15 protein-coding genes are annotated in these 15,551 nt (G+C 48.5%); 5 read left to right on the top strand and 10 right to left on the bottom strand.

What is annotated here, in order from left to right:
• Positions 1-28 precede the first annotated feature (28 nt).
• Entirely contained in the window at positions 29-196 is a 168-nt protein-coding gene (locus K7G97_RS06215; protein WP_023467823.1) for a hypothetical protein, read from the top strand.
• Positions 197-209: 13 nt separating this feature from the next.
• The gene (locus K7G97_RS06210) at positions 210-614 is read left to right on the top strand and encodes a DUF350 domain-containing protein (RefSeq protein ID WP_023467822.1); all 405 of its coding nucleotides are present in this window, start codon (positions 210-212) and stop codon (positions 612-614) included.
• A 13-nt stretch (positions 615-627) separates the two neighbouring features.
• Here the strand turns inward: K7G97_RS06210 and K7G97_RS06205 are convergent, their stop codons facing one another.
• From K7G97_RS06205 to K7G97_RS06185, 5 genes are read right to left on the bottom strand one after another with little or no spacing between them, the layout of a single operon-like run.
• Entirely contained in the window at positions 628-2,268 is a 1,641-nt protein-coding gene (locus tag K7G97_RS06205) for a glycoside hydrolase family 13 protein (protein WP_223041628.1), read from the bottom strand.
• A 57-nt stretch (positions 2,269-2,325) separates the two neighbouring features.
• Entirely contained in the window at positions 2,326-2,976 is a 651-nt protein-coding gene (gene pgmB / locus K7G97_RS06200) for a beta-phosphoglucomutase (RefSeq protein ID WP_223041627.1), read from the bottom strand.
• A gap of 10 nt (positions 2,977-2,986) precedes the next feature.
• Positions 2,987-3,811: a carbohydrate ABC transporter permease gene (locus tag K7G97_RS06195; RefSeq protein WP_223041626.1), complete on the bottom strand. Its 825-nt coding sequence runs from the start codon at positions 3,809-3,811 to the stop codon at positions 2,987-2,989.
• Positions 3,812-3,823: 12 nt separating this feature from the next.
• Positions 3,824-4,786 carry a carbohydrate ABC transporter permease gene (locus K7G97_RS06190; RefSeq protein WP_223041625.1) on the bottom strand — a complete coding sequence of 321 codons (963 nt, stop codon included), beginning with the start codon at positions 4,784-4,786 and terminating at the stop codon, positions 3,824-3,826.
• 59 nt (positions 4,787-4,845) lie between these two features.
• Positions 4,846-6,126, bottom strand: coding sequence for an ABC transporter substrate-binding protein (locus K7G97_RS06185; protein WP_223041624.1), 1,281 nt, complete (start codon positions 6,124-6,126; stop codon positions 4,846-4,848).
• 230 nt (positions 6,127-6,356) lie between these two features.
• Here K7G97_RS06185 and K7G97_RS06180 point away from each other — a divergent pair, with 230 nt between their 5' ends.
• The gene (locus tag K7G97_RS06180; RefSeq protein WP_223041623.1) at positions 6,357-7,373 is read left to right on the top strand and encodes a LacI family DNA-binding transcriptional regulator; all 1,017 of its coding nucleotides are present in this window, start codon (positions 6,357-6,359) and stop codon (positions 7,371-7,373) included.
• On the opposite strand, the gene K7G97_RS06175 is transcribed toward K7G97_RS06180, so the two are convergent.
• Complete coding sequence (locus K7G97_RS06175) at positions 7,374-8,087, bottom strand: DUF1189 domain-containing protein (RefSeq protein WP_223041622.1); 714 nt, start codon at positions 8,085-8,087, stop codon at positions 7,374-7,376.
• Positions 8,088-8,258: 171 nt separating this feature from the next.
• Here K7G97_RS06175 and K7G97_RS06170 point away from each other — a divergent pair, with 171 nt between their 5' ends.
• The gene (locus tag K7G97_RS06170; RefSeq protein ID WP_223041991.1) at positions 8,259-10,598 is read left to right on the top strand and encodes a glycoside hydrolase family 65 protein; all 2,340 of its coding nucleotides are present in this window, start codon (positions 8,259-8,261) and stop codon (positions 10,596-10,598) included.
• A complete protein-coding gene (locus tag K7G97_RS06165) occupies positions 10,595-11,884 on the top strand; it encodes a glycoside hydrolase family 32 protein (RefSeq protein ID WP_223041621.1) in 1,290 nt (429 codons plus the stop codon). Before K7G97_RS06170 ends, K7G97_RS06165 begins: the two co-directional genes overlap by 4 nt.
• Positions 11,885-12,013: 129 nt before the next feature.
• Here K7G97_RS06165 and K7G97_RS06160 read toward each other — a convergent pair whose 3' ends face one another.
• From K7G97_RS06160 to trhA, 4 genes are all read right to left on the bottom strand, one after another.
• Positions 12,014-12,274, bottom strand: a complete 261-nt coding sequence (locus K7G97_RS06160; protein ID WP_223041620.1) for a hypothetical protein — start codon at positions 12,272-12,274, stop codon at positions 12,014-12,016.
• A 20-nt stretch (positions 12,275-12,294) separates the two neighbouring features.
• A complete protein-coding gene (gene rpiA, locus K7G97_RS06155; protein ID WP_223041619.1) occupies positions 12,295-12,993 on the bottom strand; it encodes a ribose-5-phosphate isomerase RpiA in 699 nt (232 codons plus the stop codon).
• A 42-nt stretch (positions 12,994-13,035) separates the two neighbouring features.
• A complete protein-coding gene (locus tag K7G97_RS06150; protein WP_223041618.1) occupies positions 13,036-14,760 on the bottom strand; it encodes a M3 family oligoendopeptidase in 1,725 nt (574 codons plus the stop codon).
• A gap of 118 nt (positions 14,761-14,878) precedes the next feature.
• On the bottom strand, positions 14,879-15,526 hold the full coding sequence (trhA, locus tag K7G97_RS06145; protein ID WP_023467814.1) for a PAQR family membrane homeostasis protein TrhA: 648 nt from the start codon (positions 15,524-15,526) through the stop codon (positions 14,879-14,881).
• Positions 15,527-15,551 lie beyond the last annotated feature (25 nt).

Below are 15,551 nucleotides of genomic sequence, written 5' to 3'. Positions count from 1 at the left end.
ACCTTTAAAGAAGAGGTAGGTGATTGGCATGAAGTTAGCAAAAGGTCCCTATATCCTGATCGGCCTCATTTTAGGTCTCTTGTTCGGATTCATTGGTGACAACTTCTATTTGTATGTATCAGCAGGTATTCTCGTCGGAGCACTGCTTGAATTGTATGTTGCATACGAACAACGCAAAAAAAATAAAAAATCATGATGGAGGTACCAGCATGACATTCAGTGATCTATTCCTTTCAACGCTCTCGTATATCGGTGTCGCGACCGTACTCCTTGCAATCGGTGTCGTTCTGTTCGAGGTGACGACGAAATCGAAGGAACTCGAACTTATCCGTAACGGGAAGAAAGCGGCCGTCTACGCCTTCGGTGGACGTATTCTTGGTCTCGCCATCGTCCTCTATTCGAGTATCTCGAACTCCGTCAGCATTCTCGATATGGTGTTATGGGGCGCACTCGCGATCGTCTTACAAATCGTCTTATTCTATCTCGCGGATTTACTAATCCCACGTTTGAGCATGACGAAAGAGATTGATGCGAACAATGAAGCAGTCGGCTTGCTGCTCCTCTTCTTATCGATTTCGATCGGTTTGATCATTGCGGGATCGCTTACATATTAAGAAGAGCCCTAGATCATAAGGATCTAGGGCTGTTTAGATTGTGGGTTGTTTCATTCATTTTATAAATTCTAGTTTCATAGGGTCTTAAAGTATCTGTTTCATTTAATACATTTTGTAAGACGCTGCTTCGAATGTCTAGTGATAACGGGAGTACCACATCCTCGTCCGAATGATTCAAGACGATCACGAACTTATCTTCGTCGAGGCGACGCTCATACGCATGGACGACAGGATGTTCTGGCAATAAATCTTTAAAGTCTCCATATACCAGTGCATCATTAGATTTCCTAAGTTGAATCAGCTTTTGATAATAGCGGAACACAGAGTCCCCTCGACGTAAGTCCTTCTCGACGTTCAGCTCAACATAATTCGAATTGACGGTCATCCATGGAACCCCATCCGTGAAGCCAGACTCAGCTTGATTGTTCCATTGCATCGGCGTCCTAGAATTGTCACGGCTAAGAAGTTGTAAGCTCGTCAACACCTCATCGGCCGCTCGTCCTTTCTCGACTTCCTCGTAATAACGGTTCCTCATGGCGATATCTTGATAATCATCAATGGATTCAAAGCTGACACCTGTCATGCCGATTTCCTCCCCTTGATAGATGTACGGCATCCCGGGAAGCGTATGGGTGAGTGTCGCGAGCATCTTCGCGGATGCTATCCGATGTTCCTTATCATTGCCGTAACGCGTCACCTGACGCGTATGATCGTGATTGTTCAGGAACTGCGAGTTCCATCCGCGTCCTTTCAATCCTTCATACCATTCTCGTTGAATTTCCTTGAAACGAAGCATGTCCCACGTCGGCATCTCGTCAGCGATCTGAAAATGGAACAAGGTGTCGAGTTCGTGACGTGCCTCGTCGACATAGAGTGCTCCCTCGGCTGGCGTCACGAACGGGATCTCACCGACCGTCATGCAGTCATAGTGACGGAGTACCTGCTCGTGCATCTCTTGAAGATAATCATGGATGCCAGGATTGTTCGCCAGGTAACTGAGTTCGTATGGATTCTCGACGTTCGATAAGTCTTTTCGTTTCGCTAGCAGGTTGATGACATCCATCCGGAAACCATCGATGCCCATATCAAGCCAGAATCGCATCATCGCATAGATTTCGTTCCGTAAGTCCTCGTTCTCCCAGTTGAGATCGGGTTGTTCGACGGCGAACGAATGATAGTAATACTGTCCACTCTCTTCCTCGTACTCCCAACAGGAAGGAGCGAAGTAGGAACGCCAATTGTTAGGTTCCTTATTATTAATCGGGTCGTGCCAAATGTAATAATCCCGTTTTGGTGAATCGATCGAGGTTTTTGCTTCTAAAAACCAAGCGTGTTGGTCCGACGTATGGTTCACGACGAGGTCCAGAATTATTTTAAGTCCGATTGCATGGGCTTCTTCTAGCAACCGTTCAAAATCTTCCATCGTCCCTGCCTTATCCATGATGCTGTAATAGTCAGCGATGTCATATCCATTATCCTTGTCTGGTGATACATAAAACGGATTGAGCCATATCACATCAGCTCCGAGCTCTTTAATATAAGGCAACTTCCGACGGACACCTTCTAAATCACCATACCCATCGCCATTCGTATCCAAGAAGCTTCGCCAGTACACTTGATACACGACGGCTTCTTTCCACCATGTGCGCTTCATTCAATTTTCCTCCTCATGAAATAAAGCCTCGAGCTTTATCACTCGAGGCGTCTATTCTTAAATCCGTGTTAAGACATTTTCGAGCGTAAGGTCTCTTGTATCTGTGAACACGATATCCGCTTCAATCAATACATTCCGTTCCCCGATCCCTACCGCAAACATTCCTGCTGCACGGATGGCTTCAATCCCGGCGACCGCATCCTCGACGCCGATACAGTCCTTCGGATCGACAGCCAACGCTTCGGCCGCCTTCAAGAATACTTCTGGATGTGGCTTTGAATCCATGACTGTCGCTGCATCGACGATATGATCAAACGCGTGGAGAAGACCGAGTTGGCGTGTCACCATTTGAGCATTCTTTGAGGCGGATGCCATCCCAATCTTATAACCTGCCTCTCTTAGCTCTGACAAAAATGTCTCGATGCCAGGTAATATGTCTGCACTCGTGATCTTTGCGATGAGTGATACATAATGTGAATTCTTTTTCGTAGCGAGTTTTTCTTTCTCTTCTAAAGAGAAATCATTCTCACGATGTCCGAGGCGGAGGATGCGTTCAAGCGACTCAGTCCGACTGACGCCCTTGAGCGTCTCGTTGAATTCGCGATCAATCGGTATGCCGAGATCTTCCCCGAGCGCTTTCCACGCCAAGTAATGATATTCTGCGCTATCCGTGATGACACCATCCAAATCAAAAATGAAAGCTTTCATAATAATCTCCTTATTTGTCCCCACCAATCCGTAATCCCTGCATGAAGTACTTGTTCAGCATGATGTACAGAATGATGATAGGTATGATGCTGACGACCGAGGCCGCCATGATGTAGTTCCATTGTGTTGCGTTCTGACTTTGGAACGACTGTAGTCCAAGCGTCAATGTATATTTCTCAGGTGACGTGATGTAGAGCAATGGTTTCAAGAACTCGTTCCAGAACCCAAGGAAGACGAAAACTGCTTGCGTTGCGACCGAGGCGCGTGCCATCGGGAAGACGATTCGCCAAAACGTCTGGAACCGGTTGAGTCCATCGACTTGTGCAGCCTCCTCGACCTCGCGCGGGAAGTTGATGAAGAACTGTCGCATCAAGAAGATGTACGAGAAGTTGATCGCCCCAGGGATGATCAAGGCGGAATACGTATCAAGGATTCCGAGCGAACGCATGATTAGATAGTTCGGGATGAGCAGAATCTGTCCCGGCACCATCATGACCGCGAGAATCAACAGGAACAGGTAGTTTCTTCCTGGAAAGCGGAGACGAGCGAGTGAATAGCCAGCCATCGTATTGAAGATGACGTTCACGATCGTCCCGAGCGTCGCGATCAAGAACGAGTTCATGATCCATCGTGGGAACAGTGGATCCTTCGTGAAGATATGTTCGAAGTTCGCGAGTGTAGGGTTCTCTGGCCATAGTGATAGTCCACCAGCCACGATCTCGCTATAGGGTTTGAACGATGCGAGCACTGCCCATAGGAATGGATACAGTGTGACGAGCGCATAGGAGATGAGGATGACATACAACACGATACGCGGCCATTTTTTCTTTTTCATATCCATTCCTCCTTAATAGTTGGACTCTTCTTTGTTCAACTTCCGTGCGAGCATCGACACCGTGAAGATGATGATCGTCAGGATGATGGCGAGTGCCGATGCGTAGCCCATCGTTCCGATCGTTTTGAACGCGTACTGATAGATGATGAGTGAGAACGTCAGCGTCGCATTGTTCGGTCCACCGGTCCCGCCGGAAATGATGTATGCCTGGTCGAACAATTGGAAACAGCCGATGATCCCCATCAGCAGGACGTAGTTCGTGACCGGTGTCAGGTTAGGGACCGTGATCTTCGTCAACTTCTGCCAAGCGTTCGCTCCGTCGAGCGATGCTGCTTCGTAGAGGGATGCCGGGATGTCTTGCAACCCGGCAAGATAGATCGTCATGAAGAAAGGGACCGTCGACCAGATGTTCATGACCATGATGGTCGTGAGTGCGAAGTCCGTCTCGTTGATGAAGTTGATTGGTGCATCAAGAAACCCGAGAGATACTAACACATTGTTAATTGGTCCATTCAAGCTGAATAAAAACATGAATATCATTGTAAGTGCCGAACTCGATGTGAGTGTCGGTAAGAAATAAATCGTCCGGAACGTATTTTGGAACCGGATGCCTGAATTGAGGACCGCAGCCATCAAGAGAGCAATCGCTGTCTGAAGTGGTACGACAAATAGTGCATAACGGGCTGTATTTTTCAGTGCAGTCCAGACCCGGTCGTCATTCCAAGCATTCACGTAATTCTCGACACCGACCCATTGAAAGTCGATTCCCCCGAATAAATTAACTCGTGTGAATGACAAGAAGAGAGAATACGCAATTGGGAGCAACGTGAACGTCACCAAGATGATCAGCGTCGGTAACATGAATGTGATGCCTTGCATCGACTCGCGTCTGCTGCGACTACTCTCTTTCTTCTTGGGTGGCGGTGCTTGCGACGCTGCATCAGTACGCTGATTGATTTCAAGTTGTGTGCCCATATGATCCTTCCTTTCAGAACACAACGAGGCTCACGGTTTGCGCGAGCCCCATCGCCTTTTTATTTCAATTGCGTTTTGATGTCCTTGTTAGCAGTTTTTTCCGCTTTTTTCATGGCTTCTTCAAGCGTCATATCGCCTTTTAAGGCAGCTGGTAATAGGTTGTTATACTCTCGAGCAACGATCGAGAGTGAGTCTCCTTTTTGCCACGGTGTCGCATATGCTCCCGCTGCGACGAATGGTGCTTTCAATTCGTCGTCCTGTAGCTTCAGCTCCGTTGCGATTGACTTGAGCGACGGTAAGACTCCTGCTCCCTCTGACCAGGTCTTCATACCATCCTTCGAAGTCGCATAATCGATGAATGCCCAACCAGCGGACTTCTCTTTCGATTCGCTGTTTAACGAATAAGACACCGTGAACATCATCGACTTATTTTTCCCTCCGATCGTCGGGACTTCTTTCGTCCCCATCTCGACCTTAGGGAAGTTCTGCTTGATATGTGAGATTGCCCAGTTCCCCTCGATCATGATGGCAGCCTTCTCAGCTCCGAATGAGTCCCCTGCCCAGCCTTGACCAAGGTCTGCTGGACGTTGGACGAGTTTATCTTGGTAAGCATCTACGAGTGGTTGAAGGGCGGCGATTTGGTCCGGTTTTGCTAAAACGGCATTCCCTTCTTTATCGACGATGTCCGTACCGCCTGACTGGAGGACGAACATGTGTCGTGCAAGTTCAGAGGTCGTGATGGCTGGTGTCACACCAGATGGCAGTTCTCCCTTCAACTCTTGTAAGAATTCAGGCAGCTTTTCCATCTCGGTCGGGATGTCATCCGCCGTGAATCCGGCATCCTCAATTAGCTTCTTGTTATAATAGAGACCGAGTGTCGAATAGTCCTTCGGTAGTCCGAACAATTTATCGTCGGACTTGAAGGCGTTGATTGCCGGGTCATAAAAATCGCCCAAGTTTTTCTTGGCCTCTTTGATGTATGGATCAAGTGGCTCGAGCACTCCTTGCTTCGAAAGTTCGGGAGCGAGGAACGCATCGACATAGAACACGTCAGGTGCGGTACCACCTACAAGGTCGGTCTGAAGTTGTGTCTGATAGTCGTTGTAGACCTTCTTTTTGACTTTGACGCCCGTCTCGTCTGAGAAGTTCTTCAACAATTCATCGAACGCTTTAACTTCTGCGTCTGTCCCTTTCCACGTTCCGACGGTGATTTCCTTACCCTTGAGCTTAGATGGATCAGAAGCGACCTGAGCTTCCTCTTCTCCGCCACCGCATGCGGCTGTAAGAACAAGTCCGGATAGCATAAGAACAGATAATGGTTTAGATAATTTCTTATTCATCGATAATTTCCTCCCTATGGATGATAAAACCTGAAACGAAGTAACCGCTTTCAACTCGCAATTCGATTTTATACCCGAAACGTTTCGGAAATCAAGAACTTTTTTGAATATGACTGAAAACACTACTATTTCGTTGTTTACAAGTGATTCAGTTACAGAATAGAATATACATACTTACATATGTGAAGATGTTTTTTCCGTAACGTTTTCATAAAAAGGAGTGTATCATCATGGCAACATTAAAAGACGTCTCCAAGGCATCTGGCTTCTCTGTTACGACCGTATCCCGTGCGCTGAACGGATATGACGACGTGAATAAGGAGACGCGAGACAAGATCATGAGTGTGGCAAAGGAGCTCGGATACAGCCCGAACATCCTCGCCCGTAGCCTAGTCAAAAAACAGTCCAAAACCATCGGATTTCTCGTCACCGACTTGAAACGAGAGAGTGTCAAAGATAATTTCATGTTCGAGACGCTTTGTGGCGTATCGGACGAACTATCCGACCTCGATTATGAATTTGTCCTCCTGTCGACGACGACTTCAAAACAAAAGAACAAGACCTACGGACAGATGTGCGCCGAACGTCAACTCGATGGTGTCGTGATTCAAGGTTTGAAACGGGACGACCCGTACTTACTCGAGGCGATCGAAAGCACGGTTCCTTGCGTCCTCGTCGACATTCCGGTCGAGGGCGTGAACACGGGTTATGTGACCTCGAACCAATTAGATAGCGCGAAACAAGCCGTCCGTTACTTGATTCGGCTTGGGCATCGTCATATCGCTTTCATGAATGGAGCCACTCACGCTTACGTCTCCATGGTGCGGCATGATGCCTATCGTCAAGTCTTACAAGAGAGCGAGATTGATTTCCGAGAGGACTACGTGCTAAATGGAGACTTCGAAGAACTCGCATCAAAGGAGGTCGCGCTTCCCTTCTTGTTGAACCATCCTGAAGTGACTGCGATTTTTTGCGCTTCCGATGTCATGGCGTTAGGTGTAATACAAGCCACGCGGGAACTAGGGCTCAACGTCCCCGAAGACTTATCGATCATCGGTTTCGATAACATCTTGTTGTCTCAATACGTCTCCCCCCCACTCACGACGGTCGGACAACAACCCTACGAGATGGGACGTAAAGCTGCGTCGATGATCGTCCAGATCGTCGAAGGACAGGAAGCACCGCATGAAGCATTCGTAAACAATCAGCTGATCCTACGGGAGTCAGTCGCAAAAAATCGGCGATGATCACTCATCGCCGATTTTTCGTATCGTCATGAAGGCAAATATTCCAACAGTCGCCCAGTATAAGACGGATAGCATGGGTACGGTGATCGGTAGCAACGTGATGGCAGTTCTCACGACCAATGGTGCCGTGATGCCATATGCCGTTATCGTCCATGCTTCTTTGTATCGAATTGGAACGAATCGACGGAAGCTAAGGCCGGCGAGTGCTAGAAGTGAGATGACGACAAGGTGGATCACGAGATCGATCATGATTGCACCGTATATATAAAGCGGATAGAACCACTTCAAATCTTCAAGGATCGTCGCTACATCTCGATTCGTCAATTCCGATTTCCCAAGAAAACGAAGCAAGCTACTATATTCCTTCGAATCCGTCGAAACCCCACTCCTCTTCAACTCCCATCCCGCATCAGCAAGCAAGAGGGTTTGCGAAGCGTTTGTCTTCCGTTCCTCCCCTACCATCACCGTCAGGTCCAATGTCTCCAAGTCAAAGCTGAACGGCTTTTCGTAACGAATCCCTTGTTTTGTTACTGTGAATGTAGGTAAATCTGTTACGGATACGCTCGATTGGTTGACCCATTTCAGGCCGAATACGAGTGCGTTTGCCACTAATACCGCGATAAGCACATAGAAAATGGATTTCCAAATCGATTGTCGTCTCCACGCTTGGACTTTTTCGAATTGAAACCCTAGACTAGCCATCATTTGCTCCATATTAGACCTCTTTCCTAAAACGTTTCTGATACCATTTAATCACGTTTTTTAAGGTCTGGAAAGAAATTTTGAGAAAAATGGTGTTGAATAACCGAAACGTTTCGGATAGAATGGGGTCGAATAAAGAAAGCGCTTTATCACACAGGAGGGTACAAGGTGACGAATACATTGATGAACTATACGACTGGTACTGGAGAGCTACAGGAATGGCTCGTCGCAGAAGAGGGGTTCCGCACGAGTTGGCTTGGTAAAGGGGAGACAGTTTTCTCACTCGGAAACGGCTATATGGGACTTCGATCAGTGACGGAGGAACACTATGCCAATGAGCAGCGAAATCTTTTTATTGCAGGTACGTTCAATAAATTCGCCCAGAATGAAGTGACAGAACTTCCGAATGCGGCGGATGTATTGTGGATGGAGTTCACGTTGGACGATGTTCGATTCGACCTGACACAAGGGACAATCCTCGCGTACAACCGCACACTGAATTTGAAACATGCTGAACTCGTACGGGAAGTAACATGGCAAAGCCCTGACGGGAAAGTCTATGATCTGGTTTTCCGTCGCTTCGTATCAATGGCAAACTTACATGTCATCGTTCAACGTGTCAGCATCACCCCTAGACAAGACAGCACTTTGGCGATGACATCCGGTATCAACGGACAGGTGACGAACAGTGGCGTCCAACACTTCTTGGAAGGTGATAAGCGTCTCTATGACGGACGACTCATGCAACAGTTACAGACGACGACGGAATCTGGTATCGATTTTGCGTTCCATAGCGTCCATCGTTTCAGTCAAGATGGCCAGTTCGAACCGAAATCCATCATCAAGATGGATCGTCGTCAAATCTTCTTCGATTATTCGGACATCCGTATCCCGACCGAGAAGACCCTGACGATCGAGAAATATTCGACCGTCTTCACTTCTCGTGATAACGATGTAATGATCGAGACGAGAAAAGAACTGGCTAACCTCGCACTGAACGCGACACGTGAGATCGAAGCTAGAGGATACGAGTCTTTGTTTGACGATCATGTCAAGGCATGGGACGAACTGGTCTGGTCGCATGCGCCGATCACGGTCGAGTCCGAATCCATGTTCGATCAGTTGGCCGTCCGCTTCGCACAATATCATCTAGCCGTCATGACGCCGAAACACGATAACCGAATGAACGTCGCGGCAAAAGGTTTGTCGGGTGAAGGCTACAAGGGTCATACGTTCTGGGATACAGAAATTTTCATCCTGCCTTATTACACGTATACGAATCCGAAAATCGCACGTAGCCTACTCGAATATCGTTACCTGTCCTTGCCAGGAGCACACCATAAGGCGAAGGAGAACGGATACGAGGGAGCCATGTTCCCGTGGGAATCGGCATGGCTCGATGACGGCGAAGTGACACCTGTCTGGGGAGCTGCTGACATCGTGACGGGTGAAGCGACCAAGATTTGGTCAGGATTCATCGAACAGCACATCACGTCTGATATCGCATTCGCAGCGTGGCAATATTATCACGTCACGGGCGACCAAGATTTCATGGATCGCTTCGGATACGAATTGCTCATCGATACAGCAAAGTTCTGGGCGAGTCGACTCGAATGGAATGAAGAAAACGGACGGTACGAAATCAATCAGGTCGTCGGTCCGGATGAGTACAAGGAACACGTCGATAACAATGCGTTCACGAACTACACGGCGCATTGGAACATCCAGACGGCGATCCATTATGTAGAATTACTCCGAAGCGAGAAGCCTGAACTGTATGAGCAGTTGGACGAAAAGCTTGATCTAGGGAAGGCTGAGGAGCGTTTCCGCCACGTGCTCGATTTAATCTACTTGCCACAAGTCCGTGAGGATGGCGTCTTGCCACAGGACGATACGTATCTGGAGAAAGAGATCATCGACCTGACGAAGTATAAGAATCAGCAGAATGTCGGTTCGATGTTCTATGACTACAACCTGGAACAAGTGAACGAGATCCAAGTCTCGAAACAAGCTGACGTCATGATTTTGATGTATTTACTCGAGGACCTGTTCACGGCTGACGTCAAGCGTGCCAACTGGGAGTATTATGAGCCAAAGACCTTACACGATTCGTCACTCTCCCTTTCGACGCACAGCGTACTTGCATCGGATCTCGGTGATCAAGAACTTGCGTACGACTTGTTCCGCCGCGCATCGGAGATCGACCTCGGACCGAACATGAAGACGTCGGACGCCGGGATCCACGCGGCATCGCTTGGTGGCATCTGGCAAGCAGTCGTCAATGGTTTCGGTGGTGTCCGAATGACAGGTGGCAAGTTGCGTATCTCACCGATGTTACCGAAGGCATGGAGTAGTCTCAACTTTTCGATAAACTGGAAAAATGAGACGCTCGACGTCCATGCATCCCGAAATCAAGTCATCATCACGCGACGGACACCTACGCTCGAGCCACTCGTCATCGAGGTCTACGGAGAATCCCGTGAAATCGAAGAGACGTTCACGAGTGAAGTATTGTCCGTATGAGCTACCGTCCGCACTATCATTTCGCCCCGCCATTCGGTTGGATGAACGATCCGAATGGGCTATGTCAATTGGACGGCGTCTATCATTTGTTCTATCAGTATCATCCGTTCGGTGTCGAATGGGATGACATGCACTGGGGACATGCTACATCGACCGATCTCATCCATTGGGAGAACAAACCGATCGCTTTGCGTCCGGATCAGGACTATGACCGCGACGGTGTCTTCTCCGGGAGTGCGTTGGTGAAAGACGGTGTCCTACATCTCTTCTATACGGGCAACACTTGGCTTGATGAGAAGAAAGAGGCGCTACATCAAGTGCAGTGCCTCGCGACATCCATGGATGGAAAGGTGTTCAAAAAAGATGACAGGAATCCTCTCATCTCCGAAATCCCACGACGTGGAAGTGCGCATGTCCGGGATCCGAAGGTATGGGAGAAGGATGAACGCTTCTATATGATACTCGGCACACGGGATGAAGCTGACGGAAAGGTCATCCTGTATGAGTCCGATGATGCCCTACACTGGATCGAACGCGGCGTCATCGCCGGTGAAACTGGACGTCACGGTTGGATGTGGGAGTGTCCTGACATATTCTCGCTCGACGGTCAAGATATCTTGTTGCTCTCACCGCAAGGCATGGAGCCTGACGATGACCGATATCATAACCTTCATCAATGTGGATATTTCGTAGGGACGCTTGATCTCGATGCACCTCGTTTCAATCATGGCGCATTCACTGAGCTCGACTATGGACATGATTTCTATGCTGCGCAGACATTTTGTGATGAGCGCGGACGACGGATTTTGATTGGATGGAACGCGATGTGGGAGAGCGCATGCCCAGAGCAAACCGAAGGATGGGCGAACCAGATGACGCTTCCTCGTGAGCTGACACTACGGGAAGGACATCTTTACATGACACCAATTGAAGAAGTAAATAAACTACGGAAAACAAGTCGAATATTAGACAATCGAGATTTTTTCGGTGATGCATTTGAACTTTCATTTGAGACAGATGGTGATTTTCAGTTTGAATGTTTCGGAGAGAACGCTATTTTCTCTAAAACAGGACAGATATTGAAGTTGTATCGCTCTCACTCACCTCTAGATATCCGACGTTTAGAGGCTGAGGGGATATCCTTCCGAATCTTTGTAGATCGCTCCTCTATTGAAGTATTCATCAATGAAGGCGAGTTTGTATTCTCAAGCAGAGTGTACGGTCAACAGTCTTTTAAACATCGACTATCAGGTAACATCATCAATCCAATACTACACCAATATTAAAAAACTTCGTCGGCATGCCGACGAAGTTTTTTAATATTGGTGTCTAAACGCATCCTGCTGTCTATATTTAATTTTCAATGCTAAAGTCCATTAAATCAAGCCGTTCAAGTATCTCATAGCTGATTTTTACTATTTTTCAAGCTCCTCTAGCTCCGTCCGCGAACGTGGAAAACCATTCGCTTGCCACTCCGACCGATAGATCGAATCCAGTTTCGTCAATCCGACTTCATCCGGGTCTTTCGCAGCATCGGGACTCGGATCCTGATCGAGATGCGCTAAATAATCACGTAGCGCATCGGTCTGTGTGCCCTGTTCCCGCTTCCTGAACAACAGTAGACTCGTACCGGCAATGACACCTGCTCCGAATAAATACCGTTTTTTCAAGCCCATACGGTTTCCTTCTTTCTTTCTTAAACCAATCCACCACCGTCACGCAGTCGTGGATGCGCGATGCGTTTGACCTTTCCCTCTTCGACCGTCAGGACATGATCGGGCTGCCGCTCGAAGTAACCGGTCTCGAGTACACCCGACCAACTCTTCACTTCTTTTGCGAATACTCGGACGTCCGAGATGGCTGATAAGTCCACGTCAAGAATCACGTGACCTCCATCTGTAACGAAGGGACGATCGTCTTTCAGCCGCAACGTTGCGGTGACATGCTTATCACGCAACCGTTGTCGTACATACGGTAAGGCAAACGGATCCAGTTCAACCGGTAACGGTCCGCTTAAATGATGGACGAACTTCGAGGAATCGGTCAGATAGAGCAATTCTCGACTCATCAGTGCGACAATTTTCTCGCGAAATAGTGCACCGCCACCACCTTTGATCGTTTGAAATCGTCCGTCAATCTGATCGATCCCATCGATCGTCACATCGATTTCCATTCCCTCTTCCAAGTCGATCAACGGAATGTGTAACTGTTCCGCGAGTCGGACCGTCGCAAGTGACGTCGCCACGCCTTGAATCTGTAGTCCCGCCTGCACAAGTGGACCAAGCGCCTCGATGAACCGTTCCGTCGTCGAACCCGTCCCAAGACCCACTATCATCCCATCTTTCACGTAAGTTAGTGCTGCCTCAGCGACTAATCGTTTCTCCTGTTCATACATCCGCATCCCTCCCTACATTTCTGTTCCCGTTTCGATTCGTCTTCAATCGACGGAGAGAGAGGATTCCGTTAACGTCAGGTACTGCTCAATTGCCTGGACGAGCGGTTGCTGAGCTTCCATCCAAAACGCGACAGATGTCGGATCAGCATCGAGATGACGTGTAACGATCTCATCAATCGTCGCTTGACCGGAATCATGCATGACGGCTTCAAAGACTGCCGAAAATTGACTCGGATCCGCTTGAACCGTCTGATACAGACTATTGCTGAGCAGATAACCGATCGTGTAGGGAATGTTGTAGAACGCAAGATTCGGATTGAACAGATGACTGATGTACATCCATTTATAGCGCGCCGGTTCAGGCAATACTGGACCATAGGCTAACCGTTCTTCCTCTTGCAGGAGTTCACTTAACCGTTCGGCACTGACCGTCCCTTGCTGACGTTCCGCATAAAAACGTTGCTCGAACCGGAACATGCCGGGAACGATGCTGGCATATTTTAACCCTTCTCGGATTTTGACCTCTAGGAGAGCGAGCACTTCCTCCCGTTCCGTCGTCTCTTTGATGGCAGCATCGAGGACGAGATTCTCCATGAACGTCGAAGCCGTCTCCGCGATGCTCGTTCCTTTGACTTGATTTAAATACGGTTCGTCTTGCAGTAAATAATTATGATAGGCATGACCAAATTCATGAGCGAGCGTCGCGACGTCCGGATAACTGTCGCGGTACGTCATGAAGATCCGGCTCTCCTTGGCAATCGGAAAGGCAGCGCAGAATCCGCCCTCTGCTTTTCCAGGACGATTCTCTGCATCGACCCATCCCTCACTAAACACGTTTTCCGCGAAGGCGCCGAGCTGCGGATTCAATCGTTTGAATTGTGTCGTGACGATGGTCTCTGCCATCTCAAACGGAACGTGACGCGCGGACCGATAGGTGTTCGTCTCAAAATCATGCCATTCTCCCGTCACCCGCTCTGCCTGGGCAATCTTGCGAGCGTAATAGGCGTGAAAGAGATCGCGGTGTTGATCAAGTGCTTCCATCATCGCTGTTAGGCTCGCTTCCGAGATTCGGTTCTGCTCAAGCAACTCGGTCAATGGTTGATTCCAGTTCCGCATCTTGTAGGATTGCAATCTGAAGCCGGCAATCCGGTTCAGAATCGTCGCAAACAGGTCAGCTTCTTGTGCACACGCGGTGTCAACTGCTGTCGCTGCCGCTAAACGAGCCGAACGGTCAGGTGCGAACATCGCTTCGTGTAGCCCTTGACCGATCGTGACCTGCTTATTATCCAAGTCGACGCGTAATGCCATGAAACGCTGTTTGTAAAGCTGCCCCCAGCCTTGGAACCCATCCACACCGAGATCCTGCAACAATTGTTCCTGAACCAGTGGTGCACGACGCGACTGGATGTCACGGCGTTCGTTCAAGAAAAAGGCGTATGGTGAACCCGTGACGAGCTCCTCCCACTCTTCTTGTGACAGTGCAGCGATCTTCGTATCGAGTGCTGCTGCCTCACTGCGCACCATCGCTTGTACGATTTCAATCTCTTCGAGCAATGAATGGACTTCTGAGCGCGTGACATCTTCAGCGTACAGACAATAAATGAAGTCGCTCCATTCCTCGACGTCGCGCGCGACTTGCTGATAACGCTCGACCTGTTCTGCCACATTTGCCGGACGTTTCGTCAACGCCGCTTGTATCGTAGTAATTCCTGCTTTGACGTCATCCATCGTGTAGAGTTTTTCTAATTGCCATCGTGTATGTTTCATGCTTTTCCTCCTATGCGTGATCTATTCGTTCTTTCATTCGTGAGGACACTCGACTTCTCCTGTATTTTCCATCAGACACAAAAAAACTCCTTCAGCTATTGACTGAAGGAGGACATCCTCATAAGACGAAGAAGTAGACACATAGGAAATGCGCTAGGCTACCAAGTAGTACGAAAATATGGAAGATTTCATGGAATCCAAGATGTTTGAACGATAAGATACGTGGCTTCAGCCCATAGATGATGCCACCGATCGTATAGAAGATACCACCAAGGAACAATAATCCGATACCAAGCGGTGATAAGACTTGCGCGAGTGGTGTGATCGCAAATACCATGATCCAACCCATTCCGATGTATAGCGTCGTTGATAACCAACGTGGACTGTTGAACCAAACCAATTTAAAGGTGATTCCAGAGACTGCAATCAACATGACGATGCTGAACAAGACCCAACCGGTCGGACCGTTCAGACTGACGAGACAAAACGGTGCGTAAGACCCGGCAATCAACAAATAAATCATCGAATGATCCAACCGACGCCAGATCGCGATCGCCCGGTCACTCGCAAGCACCATATGGTAGGTCGCTGAGACGGCATAGAGCGCCATCATACTGACCCCAAAAATAATCGCTGCAACAATCGCAAGTGATGCCCCCCGTTCTAACGATGCCTTGATGACAAGTGCCAGTAACCCGACAAAAGCAAAGACAGCCCCTCCAAGGTGCGTTAATCCATTAATCGGTTCTCTCATATAAGCTTTCACTTTCGTTCCTCCCCTGATATGTAGT

This window comes from Exiguobacterium acetylicum, assembly GCF_019890935.1.
In the GTDB taxonomy this organism is placed as follows: Bacteria; Bacillota; Bacilli; order Exiguobacteriales; family Exiguobacteriaceae; genus Exiguobacterium_A; species Exiguobacterium_A abrahamii.
Note: the sequence above shows the minus strand (reverse complement) of the source record. Positions and strands in the feature narration are given on the sequence as shown.

What these genes read in the sequence shown, in the direction of transcription:
- K7G97_RS06215 (WP_023467823.1), top strand. Translation starts at nt 29, where the DNA reads ATGAAGTTAGCAAAAGGTCCCTATATCCTGATCGGCCTCATTTTAGGT.
- K7G97_RS06210 (WP_023467822.1), top strand. Translation starts at nt 210, where the DNA reads ATGACATTCAGTGATCTATTCCTTTCAACGCTCTCGTATATCGGTGTC.
- K7G97_RS06205 (WP_223041628.1), bottom strand. Translation starts at nt 2,268, where the DNA reads ATGAAGCGCACATGGTGGAAAGAAGCCGTCGTGTATCAAGTGTACTGG.
- pgmB (WP_223041627.1), bottom strand. Translation starts at nt 2,976, where the DNA reads ATGAAAGCTTTCATTTTTGATTTGGATGGTGTCATCACGGATAGCGCA.
- K7G97_RS06195 (WP_223041626.1), bottom strand. Translation starts at nt 3,811, where the DNA reads ATGAAAAAGAAAAAATGGCCGCGTATCGTGTTGTATGTCATCCTCATC.
- K7G97_RS06190 (WP_223041625.1), bottom strand. Translation starts at nt 4,786, where the DNA reads ATGGGCACACAACTTGAAATCAATCAGCGTACTGATGCAGCGTCGCAA.
- K7G97_RS06185 (WP_223041624.1), bottom strand. Translation starts at nt 6,126, where the DNA reads ATGAATAAGAAATTATCTAAACCATTATCTGTTCTTATGCTATCCGGA.
- K7G97_RS06180 (WP_223041623.1), top strand. Translation starts at nt 6,357, where the DNA reads ATGGCAACATTAAAAGACGTCTCCAAGGCATCTGGCTTCTCTGTTACG.
- K7G97_RS06175 (WP_223041622.1), bottom strand. Translation starts at nt 8,087, where the DNA reads ATGGAGCAAATGATGGCTAGTCTAGGGTTTCAATTCGAAAAAGTCCAA.
- K7G97_RS06170 (WP_223041991.1), top strand. Translation starts at nt 8,259, where the DNA reads ATGAACTATACGACTGGTACTGGAGAGCTACAGGAATGGCTCGTCGCA.
- K7G97_RS06165 (WP_223041621.1), top strand. Translation starts at nt 10,595, where the DNA reads ATGAGCTACCGTCCGCACTATCATTTCGCCCCGCCATTCGGTTGGATG.
- K7G97_RS06160 (WP_223041620.1), bottom strand. Translation starts at nt 12,274, where the DNA reads ATGGGCTTGAAAAAACGGTATTTATTCGGAGCAGGTGTCATTGCCGGT.
- rpiA (WP_223041619.1), bottom strand. Translation starts at nt 12,993, where the DNA reads ATGTATGAACAGGAGAAACGATTAGTCGCTGAGGCAGCACTAACTTAC.
- K7G97_RS06150 (WP_223041618.1), bottom strand. Translation starts at nt 14,760, where the DNA reads ATGAAACATACACGATGGCAATTAGAAAAACTCTACACGATGGATGAC.